Origin of the sequence: Corynebacterium sp. Marseille-Q4381 (assembly GCF_036881695.1) — a bacterium.
Lineage (GTDB): Bacteria > Actinomycetota > Actinomycetes > Mycobacteriales > Mycobacteriaceae > Corynebacterium.
In genome coordinates this window covers 96,204-118,625 of sequence record NZ_JBAJNR010000003.1, presented here as the reverse complement: position 1 = coordinate 118,625, position 22,422 = coordinate 96,204, and the positions used below count along the sequence as shown (strand labels likewise).

Annotated in this window: 20 protein-coding genes; 13 read left to right on the top strand and 7 right to left on the bottom strand. The window is 65.3% G+C overall.

Annotation, left to right across the window (positions count from 1 at the left end; genetic code table 11):
• Window positions 1–5 precede the first annotated feature (5 nt).
• Window positions 6–845 (top strand): methionine synthase, encoded by an 840-nt coding sequence (locus V6D40_RS03675; protein ID WP_334289010.1) that lies wholly within the window; start codon window positions 6–8, stop codon window positions 843–845.
• Here V6D40_RS03675 and V6D40_RS03670 read toward each other — a convergent pair.
• Window positions 842–1,522, bottom strand: coding sequence for a 3'-5' exonuclease (locus V6D40_RS03670; RefSeq protein ID WP_334289009.1), 681 nt, complete (start codon window positions 1,520–1,522; stop codon window positions 842–844). The genes V6D40_RS03675 and V6D40_RS03670 overlap by 4 nt on opposite strands.
• Before the next feature lie 90 nt (window positions 1,523–1,612).
• Here V6D40_RS03670 and V6D40_RS03665 point away from each other — a divergent pair, with 90 nt between their 5' ends.
• Together V6D40_RS03665 and ligA are read left to right on the top strand one after the other, a co-directional pair.
• Window positions 1,613–2,359, top strand: a complete 747-nt coding sequence (locus V6D40_RS03665) for a cyclase family protein (RefSeq protein ID WP_334289008.1) — start codon at window positions 1,613–1,615, stop codon at window positions 2,357–2,359.
• Window positions 2,360–2,380: 21 nt separating this feature from the next.
• A complete protein-coding gene (gene ligA / locus V6D40_RS03660; RefSeq protein ID WP_334289007.1) occupies window positions 2,381–4,426 on the top strand; it encodes an NAD-dependent DNA ligase LigA in 2,046 nt (681 codons plus the stop codon).
• Here ligA and V6D40_RS03655 read toward each other — a convergent pair.
• A complete protein-coding gene (locus V6D40_RS03655) occupies window positions 4,418–5,083 on the bottom strand; it encodes an amino acid-binding ACT domain protein (protein ID WP_334289006.1) in 666 nt (221 codons plus the stop codon). The genes ligA and V6D40_RS03655 overlap by 9 nt on opposite strands.
• Window positions 5,084–5,192: 109 nt before the next feature.
• Between V6D40_RS03655 and gatC the strand changes: the two genes are divergently transcribed.
• The 7 genes from gatC to gatB are packed head-to-tail and all read left to right on the top strand — an operon-like array spanning window position 5,193 to window position 12,356.
• Window positions 5,193–5,492, top strand: coding sequence for an Asp-tRNA(Asn)/Glu-tRNA(Gln) amidotransferase subunit GatC (gatC, locus tag V6D40_RS03650; protein WP_334289005.1), 300 nt, complete (start codon window positions 5,193–5,195; stop codon window positions 5,490–5,492).
• A gap of 4 nt (window positions 5,493–5,496) precedes the next feature.
• Window positions 5,497–6,978, top strand: a complete 1,482-nt coding sequence (gatA, locus tag V6D40_RS03645; protein WP_334289004.1) for an Asp-tRNA(Asn)/Glu-tRNA(Gln) amidotransferase subunit GatA — start codon at window positions 5,497–5,499, stop codon at window positions 6,976–6,978.
• A complete protein-coding gene (locus tag V6D40_RS03640; RefSeq protein ID WP_334289003.1) occupies window positions 6,953–8,269 on the top strand; it encodes an MFS transporter in 1,317 nt (438 codons plus the stop codon). The genes gatA and V6D40_RS03640 overlap by 26 nt, the downstream gene beginning before the upstream one ends.
• An 18-nt stretch (window positions 8,270–8,287) precedes the next feature.
• The gene (locus tag V6D40_RS03635) at window positions 8,288–9,319 is read left to right on the top strand and encodes an ATP-dependent 6-phosphofructokinase (RefSeq protein ID WP_334289002.1); all 1,032 of its coding nucleotides are present in this window, start codon (window positions 8,288–8,290) and stop codon (window positions 9,317–9,319) included.
• A complete protein-coding gene (locus tag V6D40_RS03630) occupies window positions 9,320–9,835 on the top strand; it encodes a mismatch-specific DNA-glycosylase (protein ID WP_334289001.1) in 516 nt (171 codons plus the stop codon). It begins immediately after the preceding gene.
• A gap of 29 nt (window positions 9,836–9,864) precedes the next feature.
• Window positions 9,865–10,842 (top strand): bile acid:sodium symporter family protein, encoded by a 978-nt coding sequence (locus tag V6D40_RS03625; RefSeq protein ID WP_334289000.1) that lies wholly within the window; start codon window positions 9,865–9,867, stop codon window positions 10,840–10,842.
• Window positions 10,843–10,856: 14 nt separating this feature from the next.
• Window positions 10,857–12,356, top strand: coding sequence for an Asp-tRNA(Asn)/Glu-tRNA(Gln) amidotransferase subunit GatB (gene gatB / locus V6D40_RS03620; protein WP_334288999.1), 1,500 nt, complete (start codon window positions 10,857–10,859; stop codon window positions 12,354–12,356).
• A gap of 533 nt (window positions 12,357–12,889) precedes the next feature.
• Here gatB and V6D40_RS03615 read toward each other — a convergent pair.
• Window positions 12,890–14,296, bottom strand: coding sequence for a YkvI family membrane protein (locus V6D40_RS03615; protein WP_334288998.1), 1,407 nt, complete (start codon window positions 14,294–14,296; stop codon window positions 12,890–12,892).
• A gap of 78 nt (window positions 14,297–14,374) precedes the next feature.
• On the bottom strand, window positions 14,375–14,818 hold the full coding sequence (locus V6D40_RS03610) for a MarR family winged helix-turn-helix transcriptional regulator (RefSeq protein ID WP_334288997.1): 444 nt from the start codon (window positions 14,816–14,818) through the stop codon (window positions 14,375–14,377).
• Window positions 14,819–15,121: 303 nt separating this feature from the next.
• On the opposite strand from V6D40_RS03610, the gene V6D40_RS03605 reads away from it, so the two are divergent.
• Entirely contained in the window at window positions 15,122–15,904 is a 783-nt protein-coding gene (locus V6D40_RS03605; protein WP_334288996.1) for a DoxX family protein, read from the top strand.
• 14 nt (window positions 15,905–15,918) lie between these two features.
• Here V6D40_RS03605 and ilvD read toward each other — a convergent pair whose 3' ends face one another.
• Genes ilvD through V6D40_RS03590 form a run of 3 tightly spaced genes read right to left on the bottom strand, consistent with a single transcriptional unit; the run spans window position 15,919 to window position 19,719 of the window.
• Window positions 15,919–17,757: a dihydroxy-acid dehydratase gene (gene ilvD / locus V6D40_RS03600; RefSeq protein ID WP_334288995.1), complete on the bottom strand. Its 1,839-nt coding sequence runs from the start codon at window positions 17,755–17,757 to the stop codon at window positions 15,919–15,921.
• Complete coding sequence (locus V6D40_RS03595; RefSeq protein ID WP_334288994.1) at window positions 17,754–18,284, bottom strand: PH domain-containing protein; 531 nt, start codon at window positions 18,282–18,284, stop codon at window positions 17,754–17,756. Before V6D40_RS03595 ends, ilvD begins: the two co-directional genes overlap by 4 nt.
• A 25-nt stretch (window positions 18,285–18,309) precedes the next feature.
• Window positions 18,310–19,719, bottom strand: a complete 1,410-nt coding sequence (locus tag V6D40_RS03590; protein ID WP_334288993.1) for a mechanosensitive ion channel domain-containing protein — start codon at window positions 19,717–19,719, stop codon at window positions 18,310–18,312.
• Window positions 19,720–19,963: 244 nt separating this feature from the next.
• On the opposite strand from V6D40_RS03590, the gene V6D40_RS03585 reads away from it, so the two are divergent.
• Window positions 19,964–21,823 (top strand): acetolactate synthase large subunit, encoded by a 1,860-nt coding sequence (locus V6D40_RS03585; protein ID WP_334288992.1) that lies wholly within the window; start codon window positions 19,964–19,966, stop codon window positions 21,821–21,823.
• On the top strand, window positions 21,823–22,350 hold the full coding sequence (ilvN, locus tag V6D40_RS03580) for an acetolactate synthase small subunit (RefSeq protein ID WP_334288991.1): 528 nt from the start codon (window positions 21,823–21,825) through the stop codon (window positions 22,348–22,350). The genes V6D40_RS03585 and ilvN overlap by 1 nt, the downstream gene beginning before the upstream one ends.
• The last annotated feature ends 72 nt before the right edge of the window (window positions 22,351–22,422 follow it).

Genomic DNA, 22,422 nt, shown 5'->3' with positions numbered 1-22,422 from the left:
CCGGCGTGGATACCCCCCTCGTTTTTGGACTCGGCCCGATGCCGGGCACCGACCTGGTGAAGGCCGCCGACGTGGTGCTCTCTGAGTTGCCGCTGCCGCACATCCCGCAGTTGCCCGCCCGCGGGATCGGCTTCGACGCCATCGGCCGCACGGCGGCGCTTCTGGACATCCCGGTTGACCGGGGCCCGCGCGGGTGGCGGGTGGCTGCGCGCAAACGCGGACTGCAAGACAACATGGCGCGCGACTTGGACGTCCTCGAGGAGTTGTGGGCGGGCAAGGTCGATCGCGTGAAGGTCCAGCTGGTGGGGCCGTGGACGCTCGCCGCCGCGATCGAGATGCCGAACGGCCACCGCATGATCACCGACCAAGGCGCGGTGCGCGATCTGCAGGATGCGCTCGAGGGGGCGGTTGGGGAGCATCGGGGGGACGTCGAAAAGCGAATTGCCCCAACCGTCCTCCAACTCGACGAGCCGCTGCTCGCCGACGTCGTGAAGGGCGCGTTGGCGGGCGCGGCGGAGTACGAGCGCATCGCGGCGGTGCCAGAGCCAGAGGAGGCCTACGCGGGTTACGGGGAGTTCCTGCTCAACGCGCCGCTGCTTATCGACGCACCGTGGCAAACCACAAGCCTCAAAGAGAACAAGGACGCCCTCGCAGGATTGCTCGACCGCGGGGCGCGCCTCGCCATCCCGGTCACCCCGCCGCGCGAGGTACTCCAACTTTTCGACGAGCTGCAGATCGACCCCGGCACCGCCACCATCGACACCTACGCGGACGCCGGCGAGACGCTGCTCGAAACCGCGCGCAACTTCCGTACGGCGCGGGAGATGGCTGCCGCGCTGCGCTAACCGATCATCGGCCAGCTCGTCGAGCAGCGCGACGCGTCCTTGCCCTGTTTGGTCAGGTATTCGCGGCGCTCCTCCTGCAGCATGTAGTGCTGCACCGCCTGGTACTCCATGAGCGCGCCCGCATCCATCTCCGTCAGCTCCGGCCACTGGCGCACCTGCTTCCACGCAATGCGCGCGGCAGCCATGGCGTCGGAGGTCGCCTCGTGCGCGTTGTCGATGCGCACTCCGTAGAACTGGCACATGTCGCTCAAGCGGCGCGAGCCTTTGCGGAAGCGGTCTTTCGTCCGGTCGATCAAAAGCGGGTCGTACACCGGTCCTGTCACAGTGAAATCGCCGGTGAGGGTTCGCAGCACCGTGAGATCGTAGGGGGCGTTGAACACGACGAGCGTCAGCCCGTCCTCCCAGCCCCGCTTGATCGTCTCAACCGTCTCGCGCAGCACCTCGTCGTGCGGGCGGCCCTCCGCCCGCGCCTTCTCGGTGCTGATCCCGTGCACCTTCGCCGCCTCCGCAGGGATTTCCACGCCGGGGTCCGCGAGTGTTTCGTTCGCGGTGACCTCGCGCCCGTCGATACGCACCAGCGCAGAGGTCACGATGCGCGCCTCCTGCGGGTTCGCCGAGGTGGTTTCCAGGTCGAAGGAGAGCATCCGGGACGCGTCGAAGCCTGCTGGGGTAGCCATGCGGATCATTCTAACGAGCGCCCCAACACGGCCGGGCGCGGTGAATACAACGGTTGCTGTCAGCGCGCGGGATGTCCGATATTCAAGGGTATGACCAATTCCAACGTGAACGATTTCCAAAGCCGAGTGCTCGCCGCCACCCGCGTCGACCTGACCCACCAGGTGCACGAGGACATCCCGCGTTTCCCGGCGTTCGAGCCGATGCGCGAGCGCACCGTGAACACCATCGAGCAGGACCGCTTCTGGGCGAAGGAGTACACCCTTGCCACGCCGTACGGCACACACATCGACGCGCCGGGCCACTTCGCCGAGGGCAAGCGGCTTGTCGACGCCATCGGCGCCGACGAACTGATCCTGCCGCTTTTCGTCCTCCACCTCGAGGACGAGGTCGCGGCGGACCCTGACTATGAGGTCACCGTCGAGGCGATCGAAGCGTTTGAGGCCGAGCACGGCGAGATTCCCGCGGGCAGCTTCGTGGCGTTCTCGAGCAACTGGCACGCCCGCTGGGAGGACCCGGCGGCGTTCCGCAACCTGGACGACGACGGCGTTCAGCACACTCCAGGCTGGTCTCTCGACGCGCTGAAGTTCCTCGTGGAGCAGCGCGGTGTGGCCGCCATCGGCCACGAGACGCTCGACACCGACGCCGGTGTGACGGCCGCGCGCGAGGGTTTCCTCTACGGCGAGCTTTACATCCTCGAGCAGGACATCTACCAGGTCGAAGTCATGACCAACCTGGACCAGGTGCCCGCCACCGGCGCCGTCGTTGTGGTCGGCCCCGCGAACATTAAGGGCGCGCCGAGCATTACCTCCCGCGTCTTCGCGCTCTACGAGAAGTAGGGGAGCCTAGACTGGGGCGCTATGACTGACAACGCGCCCGAGCAGCAGGACCTCCACCGCCAGTGGGACGAGCTCGCTGAGGAGGTCCGCCACCACCGCGACCTGTACTACAACGGGCAGCCCGTCATCTCGGACGCTGAGTTCGACACGTTGTACCGCCGCCTTGAAGCGTTCGAGGAAGCGCACCCGGAGTTTGCGGTGCCGGAGTCGCCGACGAAGCAGGTCGGTGCGCCGGTTGCTTCCACCGTCTTCGCCGACGTCACCCACCTCGAGCGGATGATGAGCCTCGACAACGTGTTCTCGCCCGACGAGATGCAGGAGTGGCTGGACAAGACCCCGGGGCCGTACCTGACCGAGCTGAAGATCGACGGCCTGTCGATCGACCTGGTGTACGAGAACGGGAAACTCACCCGGGCTGCGACGCGCGGCGACGGCCGCGTGGGCGAGGACATCACCGACAACGCCAAGGTGATCGAGGACATCCCGCACGAGCTTGAGGGCGAGGCGCCCGCGCTGGTGGAAATCCGCGGCGAGGTGTTCATCCGACCCGAGGATTTCCCCGAGCTCAACGAGCTGCGCATCGCCGAAGGCGGCAAGCCGTTCGCTAACCCCCGCAACGCCGCCGCGGGCGGGCTGCGCCAGAAGAACCCGGAGGACGTCAAAAAGCGCAAGCTCCGCATGATCTGCCACGGCATCGGCGCGCGCGAGGGTTTTGCGCCGAAGACCCAGCACGAGGCGTACGAGCAGCTGGCGGCGTGGGGTCTGCCGGTCTCCGAGTACACCAAGCGGGCGGTAACGGCCGCGGAGGTGCAGAAAGACGTCGCGTACTGGGCGGATCACCGCCACGACGCCATCCATGAGATGGACGGCCTTGTGGTCAAGGTCGACCCCATCGACGCGCAGCGCGCACTCGGCGCGACCTCGCGCGCGCCCCGCTGGGCGATCGCCTACAAGTACCCGCCGGAGGAGGTGACCACCAAGCTCAAAGACATCGCCGTCTCCATCGGCCGCACTGGCCGCGCAACCCCGTTCGCCGTGCTTGAGCCGGTGTTCGTCTCGGGCTCGACGGTGTCCATGGCCACGCTGCACAACCAGCACGAGGTCAAGCGCAAGGGCGTGCTCATCGGCGACACGGTGGTGGTGCGCAAAGCCGGCGAGATCATCCCGGAGGTCGTGGGCCCGGTTGCGGATCTGCGCGACGGCACCGAGCGCGAGTTCGTCTTCCCTCAAGCCTGCCCGGTGTGCGGCACCACGCTCGCGCCTGCGAAAGAGGGCGACGCCGACTGGCGCTGCCCCAACACCCGCTCGTGCCCGGCCCAGCTCGGCGCGCGGCTGGAGTATCTCGCCTCCCGCGGCGCCTTCGATATCGAGGCGCTCGGCGAGAAGGGCGCCCACGACCTGATTACCTCGGGCGTGCTCGAAGACGAAGGCTGCCTGTTCGACCTCACCGAAAACGACCTGGAGAAATCCAACGCCTACACCCGCAAGGACGGCCAGATCAGCGCCGCGGGCAAGAAGCTTTTGGACAACCTCGAGAAAGCCAAGGACGCGGAGCTGTGGCGGGTGCTGGTCGCCCTGTCCATCCGCCACGTCGGACCCACAGCGGCCCGCGCGCTCGCCGCGCGGTACAAGTCGATGCAGGCGCTTATCGACGCACCCTTGTCCGACCTCGCCGAAACCGACGGAGTGGGCCAGATCATTGCCGAATCGTTCAAGGCCTGGTTCGAAGTCGATTGGCACCGTGAGATCGTTCGCAAGTGGGCAGAGGCCGGCGTGACGATGGAGGACGCTGGCGGGGAGGACCTGCCGCAGACCCTCGCAGGCCTCACCGTGGTCGTCACGGGCACGCTGGACGGGTTTAGCCGCGACGAGGTGAAAGAGGCGATCCTGTCGCGCGGCGGGAAGGCCGCCGGCAGCGTGTCGAAGAAAACGGATTACGTTGTCGTCGGCGAGAACGCCGGCTCCAAGGCAGCGAAAGCAGAGGAGCTCGGCCGGCCGATTCTCAACGAAGAGCAGTTTGTGGCGCTGCTGGAAGCAGGACCCGAAGCGCTCGGCGCGCTAGCGTAGGATCGCGCCGATAATGGCGCCGAGGTCGCCGATCTGGGAGACCTCAGACGCTAAAAAGTCCGGGCCGCCGATGCGGCCGACGACGAGCACGAGGTCGGTGCCCTGCAGCGGGGTGATCGCCAGCGCTGTGTCCAGCAACGACCACGCGTCCGGCATCCAGGTGTCCGTCTCGGGGAAGAGGATGCGGGGGCCATCCACGTCCAGCATGTGCGGGCTGGTGCCGTCGTCGCCCGGCGCTGCCTGAGAAGCGGCGACGCGCACAAGTCCTGCGTCGGTGTTGCGAAGCGCCACCGCCCACGACGAGGTCATCGTCCGCGGCACGACCTCGACCAACTCGGCCATCGCGGCCTCGATGTTGGTCGACTGGTTCGCGATGCGGGCAAGCATTTGCACTTGACCGCGTCGGTCGACGCGCCCAGTGAACGGGCGCACCGAGTCCACTTCAACGCCGTCAACGGAGGCGGCGGCGGTCACCACGGCATCCACCATCGTCCCGGTCGGCAGCGACACCACGATGTCGTCGGTGACGTGGCCGTCCGTGCCCGTCTGCACAATGTCCACGGACTGGATGTTCGCGTCGACCAGACCGAACGCCACGGCGAGCTCGCCGAGGCTGCCAGGGGTGTCTGGAAGCGAAACGCGGATGAGATAGGACATGGCCATATTTATAGCAACCCGCACCAAGAGGTTTTGACTTGGCGTGTGGGGGCGGCACGTAAGATGGAGGCGTTTTCACCGCCAACCCTTGAACAGAAAAGGAAGCACATTGGCTGAGATTTCCCGCGACGAGGTCTCGCGCATCGCGAAACTTGCGCGCATCGCGCTCAAAGACGATGAACTCGACGACATTGCGAAGCAGCTCGACACCATCGTGGACGCAGTGTCGAAGGTGCAAAGCGTCGACACCGAGGGTGTGACGCCTATGAGCCACCCGCACTCGATCGAGGCCGGCATGCGCGAAGACGTGGAGAAGAAAACCCTGACGCAGGCCGAGGCGCTGGACCAGGCGCCGGCAGTTGAGGAGAACCGCTTCGTGGTTCCGCAGATTCTGGGAGAGGGAGACTAGAACAATGTCGCAGTACACCATTCCGCAAGACGGCTTGGTTTCGAAGCCGGCGCACGAGCTCGCCGCCATGATCCAGGCCGGTGAGGTCACCTCCCGCGAGGTCACGCAAGCGTTCCTCGACCGCATTGGAGAGGTCGACGGCGAGATCGGCGCGTTCCTTTACGTCGGTGCCGAAGAGGCGCTGACGGCGGCGGACAAGGTCGACGAGCAGGTCAAAAGCGGCGGCGAGCCGGCGTCCGCGCTCGCGGGCGTGCCGCTGGCGCTGAAAGATCTCCTGGTCACCACCGACGCGCCGACCACCGCTGCGTCCAAGATGCTCGAGGGCTATATGAGCCCATACGACGCGACCGTGGTAACCAAGCTGCGCGAGGCCGGCATCCCGATTCTGGGCAAGACCAACTTGGACGAGTTCGCCATGGGCTCGTCGACGGAAAACTCCGCCTACAAGCCGACGAAGAACCCGCACGACACCACCCGCGTGCCGGGCGGCTCGGGCGGCGGCACCGCGGCCGCGCTCGCTGCCGGCGAGGCGCCACTTGGAATCGGCACCGACACCGGTGGCTCGATCCGCCAGCCGGCGTCGCTGACTGGCACTGTCGGTGTGAAGCCGACGTACGGCGGCGTGTCGCGCTACGGCGTCGTGGCGTGCGCGTCCTCGCTGGACCAGGTCGGCCCGTGCGCGAACAATGTATTGGACACTGCCCTTTTGCACGAGATCATCGCCGGCCACGACGAGTTCGACGCCACGAGCGTGGACCGCGATGTGCCCGCGCTCGCCGACGCTGCCCGCGAGGGTGCGAAGGGCGACTTGAAGGGCGTCAAGGTCGGCCGCGTCAAGCAGTTCGACCGTCCTGGTACTCAGGACGGCGTGAACGAGATCATCGACAACGCGTTTGCTCAGCTTCAGCGCCAAGGTGCTGAAATCGTCGAGGTGGATTGCCCGAGCTTCGAGGACGTGATGGGGGCCTACTACCTCATCCAGACCTCCGAGGTGAGCTCGAACCTTGCCCGCTTCGACGGCATGCGCTACGGCCAGCGCGTCGGCGACGACGGTGCGCACTCTGCCGAGGAGGTCATGGCGCTCACCCGCGGCGAGGGCTTTGGGCCCGAGGTCAAGCGCCGCATCATCCTGGGCACCTACGCGCTGTCGGTGGGCTACTACGACGCGTACTACCTGCAGGCGCAGCGTGTCCGCACGCTGATCGCCCAGGATTTCCAAAAGGCCTTCGAAAAGGTCGACGTCATCGCGGGCCCCGCGGTGCCGACCACCGCGTTCAAGCTCGGCGAGAAGGTGGACGACCCGTTGGCGATGTACAACTTCGACCTGTTCACGCTGCCGCTGAACCTCGCCGGCTTGCCGGGCATGTCCCTGCCCGCTGGCGAGGCGGGCGACACTGGGCTGCCGGTCGGTCTGCAGCTGATTGCCCCGGCGTTCGAGGACGCGCGGCTTTACCGCGTGGGTGCGGCGTTTGAAGCCGGCCGTTAACCCCTGGAATACCCTCGCAGCCCTTGCTGCGGGGTATTTTCTTGTCCTCATTGACCAGGGTTTCATGCCCGTGATCACCCCGCTGCTCCCGTTCGAAGTCGGCGGGGCAGTGTGGCTGACCAGCATCTACCTGCTGTGCACCGTCGCGCCGATGCCGGCCACCGGCAAGCTGGGCGACGCCTACGGTCAGCGTCGCGTCTTTCTCATCGGCCTTGCCATCTACGTCGCCGCGCTGATCTTCGCCGGCGCGTCGTGGTCTTTCGGCTCGCTGGTGGCGGCGCGCGGCCTGCAGGGCTTCGGCGCCGCGGTGTTCCTGCCCCAGGCGTTCGGGCTCATCCCGCGCGTGTTCGACGAGACGAAGCAGGGCCGAGCGTTTGCCGCGTGGGGTGTCATCGGCTCGGTGGCGTCGCTGATCGGTCCTGTTATCGGCGGGGCAGTCGCGGAAGCCTCGGGCTGGCGCGCGGCGTTTTTCGTGCAAGCCGGGCTCGGTGCGGCGGCGCTCGTTGCCGGGGTGGTTTTCTTGCCGGCGCTGCCCAGAAGCGGTGAGCGGGTCACGCTGTTGCCCGTGCTGCTTTCTTTCGGCGGGTTGGGGTGCGCGGTCTACGGCATCCACTTCCAGCTGTGGATGTCGGTGCTGCTCGGCGCGCTGCTGCTGGGGTTGCTTGTGCTCTCCGCCAGAAACGGCACCGACAACGGCTTCCTGCCGCTGGAGCTGATGCGCGACCGCTCGTTCGCGCTCGGCGCGCTCGGCGTGGCCATGATGGGGCTGAGCGTGGCGTCGATGTTCATCCCGTTGATGTACTGGTTGCAGACGGTGGCGGGGGCGTCGCCGACCGCTTCTGGGGCAGTAGCTGCCCCAATGTCGGTGTTTGCCCTCGTGCTCACCCCGGTGGCGGGGTATCTGACTGACCGCCGCGACCCGGGCAAGCTCTGCGCCGCGGGCTTCGCCGTGTGCGCAGCCGGCTTGGCGCTGGCGATCCTGCTGATGCGCGCGGGAGTTTCGGTGTGGTGGTTTACCGCCGTGACGTCGCTGTTGGGCGTTGGCGGGGCGTTCGTGTGGGCGCCGAACGCGGCGGTGACCATGCGCGGTGTTGCGGAGTACCACACGGGCGCGGCTTCCGGGCTGTACAACACCGCCCGGCAGGTGGGCAGCGTGGTCGGGGTGGCGCTTGTGGGCGCGGTGCTCGCCTCGGGCGAGGTTGCGGCGACGGCGTCGTGGGCGCTGGGGGTGCCGATGGCGGCGATGGTGGTGGGGGCGGTGGCGTCGATAAGCCTGAAGCCCCGCGTTTAAGCGCGCTAGGCTTAAGGCATGCGACTTGCCACCTTGACTTCCGGCGGCGATTGCCCGGGGCTTAACGCTGTGATCCGCGGCATCGTTCGCACGGCCAATTCGGAGTACGGCTCCACGGTCGTCGGCTACCTCGACGGGTGGGTCGGCCTGATGGAGGACCGCAGGATCGACCTGTACGACGACGCCTACATCGACTCTATTCTGCTGCGCGGCGGCACCATCTTGGGCACCGGCCGCCTGCACCCGGACAAGTTTAAAGCGGGCATCGACCAGATCAAGGCGAATTTGGATGACGCAGGCGTCGACGCGCTGATCGCCATCGGCGGCGAGGGCACGCTCAAGGGTGCGAAGTGGCTTGCCGACAACGGCATCCCCGTGGTCGGTGTGCCGAAGACCATTGACAACGACGTTGCGGCGACCGACTACACCTTCGGTTTCGACACAGCAGTCTCTGTCGCGACCGACGCGATCGACCGCCTCCACACCACAGCGGAATCCCACAACCGCATCCTGATTGTGGAGGTGATGGGCCGCCACGTCGGCTGGATCGCGCTGCACGCGGGTATGGCCGGCGGCGCGCACTACACCGTGATCCCCGAAGAACCCTTCGACATCGAGGAAATTTGCAAGGCGATGGAGCGCCGTTTCCAGATGGGGGAGAAATACGGCATCATTGTCGTCGCCGAAGGCGCGGTGCCGAAGGAGGGCACGATGGACGCTGGCCTGGGTGAGGAGGACGAGTTCGGGCACAAGACCTTCACCGGTATGGGCCAGATCATCGCCGACGAGATCAAACAGCGCCTAGGCTACGACGTGCGCACCACAGTGCTTGGCCACATCCAGCGCGGCGGCACGCCCACGGCGTACGACCGCGTGCTGGCCACCCGCTACGGGGTGCACGCTGCCCGCGCCGCCCACGAGCGCAAGTTCGATACGTGCGTCGCTCTGCACGGCGAGAACATCGACCTCGTGCCGCTCGAGAGCGCAGTGGCGCACCTCAAGCAGGTCCCGCCGGAGCGGTACCGCACTGCCCGCAGTATGTTCGGCTAGATGCACGACCGGAATCTTGCTCATTCGACGCTGTGGATCGTCGGCATTAACCCCGGAGGGCGCTCGGAAGCGGTGGATGCGCCGTTCGCGTACCCCGGCAACAGGTTCTGGCCCGCGCTGCACACAGCCGGCATCACGCCCTATCTTGTCGACGCCCGCGACGGCCTCACCGACGCCGACAACGTCATGCTTGCCGCGCAGGGCTTGGGCTTCACCAACATCGTCAACCGCTACACCGCGAAGGCGAGCGAGCTCAGCCGCGACGAGCTGATCGCCGGGGGCAAGGAACTCACCGACAAGGTGGCCACGTACCGCCCAGAGGGACTCATGATCGCCGGCATCGGCGCGTTTCGCACCGCGTTCCAACGTCCGCGTGCGGGCAAAGGCCGCCAAACAGAAGGGATCGCAGGCGTGCCTGTCTGGGTGGTGGGCAACCCTTCCGGGCTCAACGCCCACGAAACCGTGGACACGCTCGCTGCCAGTTACCGCGAGGTGTGGGAGGCCGTATGCAGATAGTCCATATAGTGGGAGTACTATCCCGCACTATGGATAACGTACAGCGAAATACTGACCAATCTGCGGAGGACCGCTCCGCGTTCATGGCCACCCTCGGCTTCCCGCTTTTGGTCATCGCGGGCGGCCTTTTGGGCTACTTCGCCCCAGCTGTCGTGGAACCAATCTCCGGGTGGACGACGTGGCTGCTCGGCATCGTGATGTTCGGTATGGGGCTCACGCTGAAGGTCAGCGACTTCGCCGAAGTGGTCAAGCGCCCGCTGCCCGTGCTCATCGGCGTCGTGGCGCAGTTCGTCATCATGCCGCTAATCGCCGTGGTGCTGACCTGGGTCCTGCGCCTGCCGCCGGAAATCGCCGCCGGCGTCATCCTCGTCGGCTGCGCGCCGGGCGGCACCTCCTCGAACGTGGTGAGCTACCTCGCCCGCGGCGACGTCGCCCTGTCTGTCGCTATGACGTCCGTGTCAACGCTTTTGGCCCCGATCTTCACACCGCTTCTCACGCTGTGGCTCGCGGGCCAACACATGCCGGTCTCGGCGGCCGCCATGGCCACCTCGATTGTGAAGATGGTCCTCGTCCCGGTCACCCTTGGCCTTGTCATCCGCCTCGTGGCGCCCAAGCTTGTCGACGCCATCTTGCCTTTCCTTCCGTGGATCTCTGTCATCGCGATTTCGATGATCGTGGCCAACGTGGTCTACGGCTCGCGCGAGAAACTGGTGCAGGCGGGCCTCATCGTGCTCCTGGCGGTGGTGCTGCACAACGCGCTCGGCTACCTGGTGGGCTACTTCACGGGCAAGGCCACAGGCCAACCGGAGCAGGCCTGCCGCACGACTTCTATCGAAGTTGGTATGCAGAACTCCGGCATGGCCGCGACCCTCGCGGCGACCCACATGACCCCGCTTGCGGCGCTGCCGGCAGCCGTGTTCTCCGTGTGGCACAACCTCTCCGGCGCGGTGCTGGCGATGATCTTTAGGTCCAAGGACCGGCGAGCATCGACCGAGTCGGCCCGGTGATTAGACTGTCACTCATGACTGCGTACGACCTGATGGATTACGACGAGGTACTGGAAAAGTACGACCCGGTGATGGGTCTCGAGGTGCACGTCGAGCTGGCCACGGAGACGAAGATGTTCTCCACGTCCTCCGCCCACTTCGGCGCCGAGCCGAACTCCAATATTGACCCGGTTTCTCTGGGCCTGCCGGGCGCACTACCCGTGGTGAATGCCAAAGGTGTGGAGTGGGCCATCAAGATCGGTCTGGCGCTGAACTGCAAGATCGCCGAGTCTTCCCGCTTCGCCCGCAAGAACTACTTCTACCCGGACCAGCCGAAGAACTACCAGATCTCGCAGTACGACGAGCCGATTGCGTACGACGGCTACCTGGATGTCGTCCTCGAGGACGGCACCGAGTGGCGCGTCGAGATCGAGCGAGCCCACATGGAGGAAGACACCGGCAAGCTCACCCACCTGGGGTCGGCCTCTGGCCGCATTACGGGCGCGACTGCCTCGCTGGTGGACTGCAACCGCGCAGGCATCCCGCTGATTGAGATCGTGACGAAGCCGATCATCGGCGCCGGCGAGCGCGCACCCGAGGTCGCGAAGGCGTACGTCGGCGCGCTGCGCGAGTTGGTCAAGGCGCTCGGCGTATCTGATGCGCGCATGGACCAGGGCTCGATGCGTTGCGACGCCAACGTGTCTCTCCGGCCCATCGGCCAGGAGGAATTCGGCACCCGCACCGAGACCAAGAACATCAACTCGCTGAAATCTGTCGAGCAGGCCGTGCGCTTCGAAATGCAGCGTCAAGCGGCCGTCCTGACGGACGGCGGGGAAGTGGTCCAGGAGACCCGCCACTACCAGGAGAAGGACGGCACCACCTCCAAGGGCCGTCCGAAGGAGGAGGCGAGCGACTACCGCTACTTCAACGACCCGGATCTCCCACCGGTGATTGCGAAACCCGAGTGGGTCGAGGAAATCCGCGCCACCCTGCCGGAGCTGCCGTGGGTGCGCCGCGCCCGCATCCAGGAGGAGTGGCAGCTGCCGGAGAAGGAGTTCCGCGACCTGGTCAACGCTGGCGCGCTCGACCTGATCGTCGACACTGTCGAGGCGGGCACCACGCCAGATGAGGCGCGCGCCTGGTGGGTGTCCTACATCAACGGCAAGGCTAACGAGGCGGGCAAGGATCTGGACGCCCTCGGCGTGACCCCGGCCGACGTCGCGCGCGTGGTCGAGCTGGTGAAGGAAGGCAAGCTCACCACGAAGCTCGGCCGCCAGGCTATGGACGGCGTGATCGCCGGCGAGGGCAGCGTAGACGAGGTGGTCGCGGCCCGCGGGCTCGAGGTCGTGCGCGACGACAGCGCCATCGAGAAGGCCGTCGACGAGGCGCTCGCCGCCAACCCCGACATCGTGGAGAAGTACAAGGCCGGCAACAAGAAGGTCACCGGCGCGATCGTCGGCGCCGTGATGAAGGCGACCCAGGGCAAGGCTGACCCGGGCCAGGTCAACCAGCTGATCGCGAAGAAGCTTTCCTAGCGACCAAAAACCACCGCCCCCGCCGCACGATGAGATGTGTGGCGGGGGCTGTTTGGGATCATCGACGGGATTATGCGCGGCAGAATGGTCCGCGATTATGCGCGGCATAATTTCGCAACACCAGACACACCCGTCACATGGTGACTACCAAAAGGTCATTAACCGCCGTTGCCGAAATCGGGATCGGCACGGGTACTCGGTTAATGACCATCTGGAAGCAACACTCTGGAAGCAACACTTTGCGGGTGACTGTTTGCGCCGCCCGCGCCATCAGCGCGCGATTATGCGCGGCAGAATTCCGCCACACCAGCAGCACCCCTCACATGGTGACTACCAAAAGGTCATTAACCGCCGTTGCCGAAATCGGGATCGGCACGGGTACTCGGTTAATGACCATCTGGAAGCAACACTCTGGAAGCAACACTTTGCGGGTGACCGTGTGCGCCGCCCGCGCCATCAGCGCGAAGACACCAAGGGCCACGTAGTCCGCGGCGATTGCCGACGGCTTCGAAACCGTCCGGACCTACTTCGCCCTACTTGGTCTCCTTCGGAGCGACGGCCGGAAAACTGCCCGTCTCGTACATCTCGCCGTAGGCCTGCCAGTCGATCTTCTCGCCGCGCGATTCCGGCGCGCCGTTGTACTCGTCCGAATCCGGGTTCAGGGCCGGCACGTCGTCGAGGTTGAACTGAGAGGAATCGTCGGCGTGGAGATCAGCCGCAACTTCCTCCTGCACCGATTGCCACAGCTCCGTGTCGGAGACGTTGGAATCAGCCGTCAAGGTCTCCACCTCGCGGCGCTCAGCGCGGGTGAGGTCGTCCGATTCCGGGTCGAGCGCGGTTTCGGCGAGCTCTGCCAGGCGCTCGCGGCGCTGCGTCTCGTCCTTAATCTTGCCGCGGTCGCGGAACCACGCAACACCCATCACAATGGTGAGGATGAGGCCGAGGTAGCCCAGTAGCGGGTAGACCCAGCCAACCAGGTCGGCGAACCCGATAAACGAGAGTCCGAAGCCGATGGTGACCACGGTGAAGAACACCGGGCGGAAGCGCTGCGGGTTCTTGTGGGTCAGGCGGCGGGCCATTGCGTAGAACATGCCGACCGCGGTGTTGTAAATCATCATGTAGATCACGATGGACACCGCGGTACCCACTGCCGGGTGCATGTTGTCGAACACCATGAGCAGCGGCAGGTCGGCGCCGAAGATGTACTCCATGTTGAAGAAGAGCACGAACACCAAGATCAGCAGCATGACGGAGAAGATGATGCCGCCGAGCAGGCCGCCCATGCCAGCCTCGCGCGGGTTGAGCTGAGAGCCGGCGATCACCAGCATCATGGACACACCCATGATGATCACGAGCGTGGCGTAGTTCACCGCGGTGACGAACCAGTTATCGAAGGTGCCCGACGCGTTGACGTTCTGCATCGCTAGCTCGTTGAGGCCGGCAATGTTGTCCGGCATGTTCACGATCGTGACAAGGAACGCGCCGATGACGCAAATGATCAGCAGGGGAGTAAGGAAGGAGATGACGTCGGTGAGGCGGTCAACGTTCAAGAACCCGGACAGAAAGAGCACGACGGTCATGATCGCCGCGCCCACCCATGTGGAAAAACCGAACTGCTGCTCCAGGTTCGAGCCCGCGCCGGCGATCATCACGAACCCGATGGAGAACAGGGTGAACATGGTGGCGATGTCCATGTACTTCGACACCCAGGGGCGTGAAACGTTGTTGAACACCGCGCTGTGGTCGTCGGCGAGGTAGTAGCTGCCCAGCTGGAAAATCGCCGAACCAACGAAGATGATGATCAGGCCCGCCACCACGGCACCAACGATGCCCCAGTAGCCGAACGCGAGAAAGTACTGAATCGTCTCTTGGCCTGAGGCGAATCCCGCGCCCACCAACAAGCCAACTAACGCCAAGGCGACCTTGAGCGTTTTCCCCATGGGTGAAACCTTTCGGATCGGTGTGAAAGTAGCCAAGAGATGTTAACAAAGCACACCGAGAGGCGAAACCGGGGAAAGTTACTTCATGATCTTCTTCATGATGGCGTTGAGCTGATCCAGCTCTTCTTCCGTCACCGTTTCAAAAATCGTTCCGCGCATGTGGGTGACCACGGCGGGGGTAACTCGGACCATGAACTCAACACCGTCGGGCGTCAGCGAGGCGATAGAGGAGCGGCGGTCTTGCTCGCTGCGCGTGCGGGTGGCGAGACCGCGGTCCTCCAGCCGGTCCATCACGTGGGACAGGCGGGAGGGAGACATGCGGGTCGCGTGGGCGAGGTTCGACATCGTGATGTGGTGATCCTCAGCCCGCGCGATCGACAGCAAGGTTAGGTAGTCCGTCAGAGCCATCCGCTCCGTGCTCTTCAGGTGCTCGTCGAGATCGGCGGGCACCCAAGTTACAAACTCCCACACGGTGCCCCAAATTTCGGCATCATGCGTATCTAGCCAACGAAACCGGTGCATGGGTGAAAGAATATAACAGGGCCTGTTTCGCGCATGTATAGCGGGTGACCGCTACGTCCCAAGACGTTTGGCATCGTTCTGGCCAAACCCACCTGTTCGGGAGGCGCGGGCGCCAGGGGCGAGTGGGGGCGGATATCGAAGGGCGGATGTGCCGCTTCCCGAATGCATATCCGCCATCCGGTATCCGCCCTTTAGGATTCGGTGTGGTGCGATAGGCGTGGAAACAGGCCATCGCCAGCCTTGGTGGGCAGGCACGCCGAAGACCTTCCCAAGCAAACCAGCAGGGTCGCATACGTTGGACACATGGCTCAAGACAACACGCGCGACGTGACCCCAGACGACTTTGCTTACGACAACGTGCCCGACTACAAACCCACCGAGGAGTTCGCCGCCCCGGCGGGCGACACCGTCACCACCGAGACCGTCTCCACGACGGTTACGCCGGCTGCGTCGCCGGCGGAAACGGTGGCGCTGGAGCGCGAGCCGGTGTACATCCCGCCGGCCGACCCCGTCTACGAGGAGGTCTCCGTGGCCTCTGAGCCGGTTGTCGAGGAAATCGCCCCAGTTGGCCGCGGCACCATCGACTTTGGGTTGCTGCTTCTGCGCCTGTGCTTCGGCGCGTACCTGATCATTTCGTCGCTGCGCACGTTCTTCCGTCTCGGCGGGTCCGAAGGTATCGCGGGGCTGGAAAGCGCATACGCGAACTACCCGTTCGGCAACGGCATGGCCATCATGGTGCCCACGCTTGAGCTCGCCGCGGGCGTGTTCATCGTCTTGGGCCTGATCACCCCGGTCGCCGCCGCGGTAGCGGTGGCGGTCACCGCGTTCGCAGCGCTGCACGCGGTGGTCGATTCAGCGAACGGGTGGAACGTGCTCGCGTGGGATGCAAGCGTCTGGCTGCCGTGGATCCTTGTCGGCATCGCGCTGACGCTTCAGTTCACCGGACCGGGCCTGTACGGCGTGGACAACGGCCGCTCTTGGGCGCGCCGCCCGCTGGCGTCTAGCTGGATCTGGCTGATCGTCGGCCTCGCGGCGGCCGGGTTGATCTGGTGGTTCGCCACCGACGTCAACCCGTTCGTGGTCTAGGTCGCACGCCCTTTTTAATCAACCTGGCGGACAGCGCCCTTGTCGGCGCTGGTCGCCATTTTTGCGTAGGCCTTCAGCGCCTTCGACACCTCGCGGACGCGGTTCGGCGTCCACGGGTTGTCGCTGGCCTCCATCTCTGCGCGGCGCTGCGCCAACACTTCGTCGTCGACGTCGAGCTTCAGCTCGCGGTTGGCCACCGAGATGGAGATAATGTCGCCGTCCTGGACAAGGCCGATGAGACCGCCGTGGGCCGCCTCGGGGGAGATGTGGCCGATGGACAGGCCCGAGGTGCCGCCGGAGAAGCGGCCGTCGGTGATCAGCGCGCACTTCTTACCCAGTCCGGCTCCCTTGAGGAACGAGGTGGGGTGCAGCATCTCCTGCATGCCTGGGCCGCCGGCGGGACCTTCGTAGCGGATGACCACGACCTCGCCCTCGAGCACCTCGCGGGCGAGGATCATGGACACCGCTTGCTCCTGCGAATCCACCACGCGTGCGGGGCCGGAGAACTCCCAGAGACCTTCCTCCACGCCGGCGGTCTTCAGGATCGCCCCGTCGGGAGCCAGGTTGCCGCGCAGCACCACGAGCCCGCCGTCGGAGGTGATGGGGTGCTCGACGTCGTGGATTACGCCGTTGGCGGCGTCGGTGTCCAGGCTTTCCCAGCGAGCGGACTGGCTGAACGGCTCGGTGGTGCGCTGACCGCCGGGGGCGGCGTGGTACAGCTCCACCGCCTCGTCCAGCGGGTTCTCGGAGCGGATGTCCCAGTCGGAGAGCCACGCGTCGAGGGAGTCGTAGGCGACGGTGTGGACGTCGTCGTGAAGCAGCCCGCCCCTGCGCAGCTCGCCGAGGATTGCGGGGATGCCGCCGGCGCGGTGCACGTCCTCGACGTGGGCTTCGCCGTTCGGCGCAACCTTGGACAGGCAAGGGATGCGGTGGGAGAGTTCGTCGATGTCGGCGAGGTCGAAGTCCACTTCGCCCTCCTGCGCCGCCGCGAGGATGTGGAGGATCGTGTTGGTGGATCCGCCCATCGCCATATCCAGGGCCATCGCGTTGCGGAACGCGTGCTCGGTAGCGATGGAACGCGGCAGGACCGACTCGTCGCCCTGGCCGTAGTAACGCTCGCACAGCTCGACGATGCGAGAGCCCGCCTGCTCGAACAGGGCGCGCCGCGCGGTGTGGGTGGCAAGCGTGGTGCCGTTGCCGGGCAGGGACAACCCCAGGGCCTCGGTCAGGCAGTTCATGGAGTTCGCCGTGAACATGCCGGAGCAGGAGCCACAGGTCGGGCACGCGCTGTTGGCAATCTCGTCGAGCTCTGCGTCGGTCACCGCATCGTTGGCGGACAGGGCGATCGCATCGATAAGGTCCGACTTCGGCTTGACCACGCCGCCTGCGTTAATCGCCTTACCCGCCTCCATCGGGCCACCGGAGACGAACACGGCCGGGATGTTCAGGCGCATGGCTGCGTTGAGCATGCCCGGGGTGATCTTGTCGCAGTTGGAGATGCACACCATGGCGTCCACCGTGTGGGCGTTGCACATGTACTCCACCGAGTCCGAGATGATCTCGCGGCTGGGCAGGGAGTAGAGCATGCCGGAGTGGCCCATCGCGATCCCGTCGTCGACAGCGATAGTGTTGAACTCCTTCGGCACGCCGCCTGCCGCGCGGACCGCGTCGGCGACGATCTCGCCGACGTGCTTCAAGTGCACGTGGCCGGGGACGAACTGCGTGTAGGAGTTCACGATTGCCACGATCGGTTTACCGAACTGGTTCTCCTCAGTGCCGGTTGCGCGCCACAGCGCGCGGGCACCCGCTGCCTGGCGTCCGACGGTGGTTACTCGTGAGCGGAGCGGAATCACTTGGTTTCTCCTTTGCGGGGCCGAGGGCCCGGCGTATCCGGGTGTTTTTCGAGGTACGCGTTGTACTCGTCTTCGTCGAGCAAGACGCTGTAGCCCTCTTTGTCGATGATTTCGTACTTCCCGTCGGCGGCTTCCGCTGCTTCGGTGATCACGTCGGTGATGCGCCCGTTCGACGCAGCGGAGAGCTCTGGGAGTGAGTTGAATGTTACGCCAGGCATTGGGTACTCCGTACCCGCCTTCGTGGTGGCGAGAGCCTTTGCTCCCACAAACGACACGCCGGCCAGATCGTCCCAGGTCACGCGGGCGTTCTTGCGGAACAAGTATTTCATTGCGATGCCGCGGTCATCCACTGTGGTGGAGGCGGTGTAGACCCAAGCGATGGGGAGGGCCAAAAGGACCAGCACCCACCCCAGGTACTTTGGCGCCCACATGACGCCGATAAGCGCGATGCCGATCATCATCACGATCGCGATGACGTGTTCGCGGGATGGGCGAAAGACGTGTTTGGCCTCATTCATGTTTGTCATGCTAGCCAACGTGCAACACGCTGGTTCAATCTAGGATGCCGCGCAGCGGGGCGGTCGAAACCACGGATTCACGTGAAGGTTCGCCCTCTGGCTGCGCAGATGTCTCGGGGGATTCCTGCTCCGGCGTCGTAGGTTCCGGCGTCGCGGGCTCGGACTCCGGGGTAGGGCTGGGCTCGGTGGTGGGAGCGTGAGACTCGCTCGGCGGGATGCTCGGGCTCGTAGTTGCGGGGCCGGCGGTGTCCTCGGCAGGGGAGGTTATCTCCGTGCTGCGCTGCGGCGGGGCAAGCACGCCGGCGTTCGCGTCGCTGTCCGTGCCCGGGGTGAGGGTGAGGCCGCGGACGAGGACTGTGACGGCGAAAACGACGAGGAGCCACATGGTGCTCTCGCGCATCAGCCCGTTGAACACGGTGTTGGGGACCGCGTCCTCGACGGCGGTGCTCGGTGGGGAGGCGGGCGCGGGCGTGGGATCTGGGGTCGGGGTGGACGGTATCGCGGCGCGGGGAGCGATTGGCGCCATGCGCTCGGTCGGAGGGTGAGTCTCCTGGTCGGGGGTGGGGGAGGAAGGCGCGGCGTCGGCAAGCGGGAAAAGCTCTGGCGCGCTGCCGTACTCCTCCCAGAACTCGTCGAGGACTGCCACGCGGATGGCGCGCTCGACCATCCACTGGCTCAGCGGCTCGACGCGAACCATGAACCGCATGTCCACGGTCCACGGCAGTCCGGCGGCTGACGGCGGGTTGACCTCGACGGCCGGGTGGACTTGCAGTTCGCCGGTGACGCTCGGGTGGATGTCGGCGCGCGCGATAGCGCGGCGGGCGGCGCGCTCGGAGCGCTCGATCGCGTGCTCCGCCGACTGCGAGCCGAGCAACGGCACCGGGATTACCACGAGCGCGTTGACCCAGTAGTTCGACTGGTTGATGTAGATGCGCGCCGCGGAGTTCGGAATGGTGACGGTGGCCTGGTTGATGGTGCGGATGGTGGTTGCGCGCATGGTGATCTGGCTGACGTCTCCGCTTACGTCAAGCCCGTTGCCTTGAAATGTGACGTGGTCTCCGACCCCGTACTGCTTCTCGGTGAGGATGAAGAACCCGGCGAGGAAATCCGCGATGATGTTCTGCGCGCCGAAACCGATCGCGGCCGAGACCACGGTAGCCGGGATCGCCGCGCCCGCGAGCGAGAAGCCGATTTGCTGCAGCAGGAAAATGAAGATGAGGAAGAACGCGATCAGCTGGACGATGTAGACCACCACGCCGGTGACCGCCAGCTGGCTTTTGCTCTCGTCTTGGTCGTAGGACTTGTTCACGTGCCGCGCGAAAAAGCGGTTCGCGAACCGGCCAGCGCGGGGGACGAGCAGAGCGAGGAGCAAAAGAATCAGCAGGTTGATGCCGGTGTCGGCGAGCCACCGCCACGCCTGCTCGAAGATGTACGCAAAAGGCATAGTGCATAAAATTCTAGTTCTTTTGCCGCGTGCGCAGCTGTGATTTGTGTATGATCAGCCGCATGATCTCTTCGCAGCTAGCAGTAGTAGTAATTCCGGTGCGGCGCTTGCCGTAGCGGGTTGCAACTCACGCTAACCGCAACACAACAAGCGCCCTCGAGAGCACACAGCTCGCTCGGGGGCTTTTGTTTTTGAGATCGCCGTCTTTTTAAACCTGAAGGAACCTAGTAAGGAGCTTTGCATCGTGGCAGCCTCACCAAAGCCCTCGACTGCGCTCGACGATTCACCCAGTCAAGCGCAGCCCGAAATCCTCACCGGCGCCGACGCCGTAGTCCGCAGTTTGGAGGAGCTCGGAGTCGACATTATTTTCGGCCTTCCGGGAGGCGCGGTGCTCCCGCTCTACGACGCGCTTTCCCGCGCGACCTCGCTGCGCCACGTCCTCGTCCGCCACGAGCAGGGCGCGGGCCACGCCGCTGAAGGCTACGCCGTCGCCTCCGGAAAAGTGGGTGTGTGCCTGGCCACCTCAGGTCCCGGCGCGACGAACCTGGTCACGGCACTGGCTGACGCGTACCTCGACTCTGTTCCTCTGGTCGCGATCACCGGCCAGGTCGGCTCCCCGCTGATCGGCACCGACGCCTTCCAGGAAGCAGATATCCGCGGCATCACGATGCCGATCACCAAACACAACCTCATGGTGACGGCCCCCGAGGATATCCCGCGCGCGCTCTACGCCGCGTTCCACTTGGCTTCCACGGGTCGCCCGGGACCGGTCCTGGTGGACATTCCGAAAGATGTCCAGGCCGCGGAGATCGAGTTCCAGTGGCCGCCGGTGGTGGACCTGCCGGGCTACAAACCCAACGCCAAGCCGCACAACCGCCAGATTGCGCAGGCGGCGAAGATGATCTCGGAGGCGAAGCGCCCCGTGCTCTACATCGGCGGCGGTGTAGTAAAGGCCGAGGCGCACGCAGAGCTTCTGGAGTTCGCCGAGATCACCGGCATCCCCGTGGTGACCACCTTGATGGCGCTTGGCGCGTTCCCTCAGCACCACCCGCTGTACATGGGTATGCCGGGTATGCACGGTTCGGTTCCGGCGGTCGGTGCGCTGCAGGAATCCGACCTGCTGATCGCCATCGGCACGCGTTTCGACGATCGCGTCACCGGCGACACTTCAACCTTCGCCCCGGAGGCGAAGACCATCCACGCCGATATCGACCCGGCCGAAGTGGGCAAGATCCGGGAAGTGGACGTGCCGATCGTCGGCGACGCGAAGCGCGTGTTGAGCCAGTTGACCGACGCGTTCCGCGACTCGTCCCGCAACGCGGCGCCGGAGATCGACGCGTGGATTGCGCGCCTCGGTGAGCTGAAGGAGCGCTTCCCCCGCGGCTACGACGAGCAGTCCGACGGCAAGCTCTCCCCGCAGTACGTCATTGAGACCTTGTCGTCCATCGCAGGACCGGAAGCTGTGTACGTCGCCGGCGTGGGCCAGCACCAGATGTGGTCGGCGCAGTTCATCGACTTCGACCGTCCGCGCCACTGGTTGAACTCCGGCGGCCTGGGCACGATGGGCTACGCCATTCCGGCCGCGCTCGGCGCCAAGGCCGCGTGCCCGGATAAGGAAGTGTGGGCCGTCGACGGCGACGGTTGCTTCCAGATGACCAACCAGGAGCTGACCACCGCCGCGATGGAGGGCTTCCCCTTCAAGGTCGCGCTGATCAACAACGGCAACCTGGGCATGGTGCGCCAGTGGCAGACCTTGTTCTACGAGGGCACCTACTCCCACACCAAGCTCGGCGGGGAGACGGCTTACGTGCCCGACTTCGTGCAGCTCAGCGAGGCGCTGGGTGCAGTCGCCTTCCGCGTGACCAAGAAAGAAGACGTCGCGCCCGCCATTGAGAAGGCCCGGGAGATCAACGACCGCCCGGTTGTGGTCGAGTTCATCGTGGGCGAGGACGCGCAGGTGTGGCCGATGATCGCGGCCGGCGCGTCGAACTCCGATATGCAGTACGCGCTCGGTATGCGCCCGTTCTTCGACATGGAGGAATCCGCCGGCGAAACTCCGGAGGCTATCAGCGAGACCATCGACGACATCAAGGAGACGAACTAATGGCTCACGAAGACGAACACACCCGCAATATCCTGTCGGTGCTCGTCCAGGACGTCGACGGCATTATCACCCGCGTGACCGCGCTGTTCACGCGCCGCGGCTACAACCTGGTCTCTCTGGTCTCCGCGAAAACCGAGGCCGAGGGAATCAACCGCCTCACGATCGTGGTCGACGCCTCGGAGTATGCCATCGAGCAGATCACCAAACAGCTGAACAAGTTGGTTCAGGTGATCAAGGTGCTCAGGCTTGACGACGACGCCACCATCGCCCGTTCCCTGCTCCTAGTCAAGGTCAACGCCAACAGCCAGAACCGGGCGCAGGTGGTGGAGACCGCGAACATTTTCCGCGCCCGCGTGGTCGATGTGTCCCCGGACTCCATCGTGTTCGAGGCAACCGGCACGCCGGAGAAGCTGCGCGCGTTCTTGGATGTCATCGAGACCTACGGCATCCGCGAGATGGTCCGCTCTGGCCAGGTCGCGCTCAACCGCGGCTCGAAGACCATGGCGCCGTCGAGGAAAAACAACTAGCCAAAAACGAGCTATTGCATCCCGGCACACCGCGGGTGTGTCATAATGTGAAACAAGCGTCCCAATATATAG

What these genes read in the sequence shown, in the direction of transcription:
- V6D40_RS03670 (WP_334289009.1), bottom strand. Translation starts at nt 1,522, where the DNA reads ATGGCTACCCCAGCAGGCTTCGACGCGTCCCGGATGCTCTCCTTCGAC.
- V6D40_RS03665 (WP_334289008.1), top strand. Translation starts at nt 1,613, where the DNA reads ATGACCAATTCCAACGTGAACGATTTCCAAAGCCGAGTGCTCGCCGCC.
- ligA (WP_334289007.1), top strand. Translation starts at nt 2,381, where the DNA reads ATGACTGACAACGCGCCCGAGCAGCAGGACCTCCACCGCCAGTGGGAC.
- V6D40_RS03655 (WP_334289006.1), bottom strand. Translation starts at nt 5,083, where the DNA reads ATGTCCTATCTCATCCGCGTTTCGCTTCCAGACACCCCTGGCAGCCTC.
- gatA (WP_334289004.1), top strand. Translation starts at nt 5,497, where the DNA reads ATGTCGCAGTACACCATTCCGCAAGACGGCTTGGTTTCGAAGCCGGCG.
- V6D40_RS03635 (WP_334289002.1), top strand. Translation starts at nt 8,288, where the DNA reads ATGCGACTTGCCACCTTGACTTCCGGCGGCGATTGCCCGGGGCTTAAC.
- V6D40_RS03630 (WP_334289001.1), top strand. Translation starts at nt 9,320, where the DNA reads ATGCACGACCGGAATCTTGCTCATTCGACGCTGTGGATCGTCGGCATT.
- V6D40_RS03625 (WP_334289000.1), top strand. Translation starts at nt 9,865, where the DNA reads ATGGATAACGTACAGCGAAATACTGACCAATCTGCGGAGGACCGCTCC.
- gatB (WP_334288999.1), top strand. Translation starts at nt 10,857, where the DNA reads ATGACTGCGTACGACCTGATGGATTACGACGAGGTACTGGAAAAGTAC.
- V6D40_RS03615 (WP_334288998.1), bottom strand. Translation starts at nt 14,296, where the DNA reads ATGGGGAAAACGCTCAAGGTCGCCTTGGCGTTAGTTGGCTTGTTGGTG.
- V6D40_RS03610 (WP_334288997.1), bottom strand. Translation starts at nt 14,818, where the DNA reads ATGCACCGGTTTCGTTGGCTAGATACGCATGATGCCGAAATTTGGGGC.
- V6D40_RS03605 (WP_334288996.1), top strand. Translation starts at nt 15,122, where the DNA reads ATGGCTCAAGACAACACGCGCGACGTGACCCCAGACGACTTTGCTTAC.
- V6D40_RS03595 (WP_334288994.1), bottom strand. Translation starts at nt 18,284, where the DNA reads ATGACAAACATGAATGAGGCCAAACACGTCTTTCGCCCATCCCGCGAA.
- V6D40_RS03590 (WP_334288993.1), bottom strand. Translation starts at nt 19,719, where the DNA reads ATGCCTTTTGCGTACATCTTCGAGCAGGCGTGGCGGTGGCTCGCCGAC.
- ilvN (WP_334288991.1), top strand. Translation starts at nt 21,823, where the DNA reads ATGGCTCACGAAGACGAACACACCCGCAATATCCTGTCGGTGCTCGTC.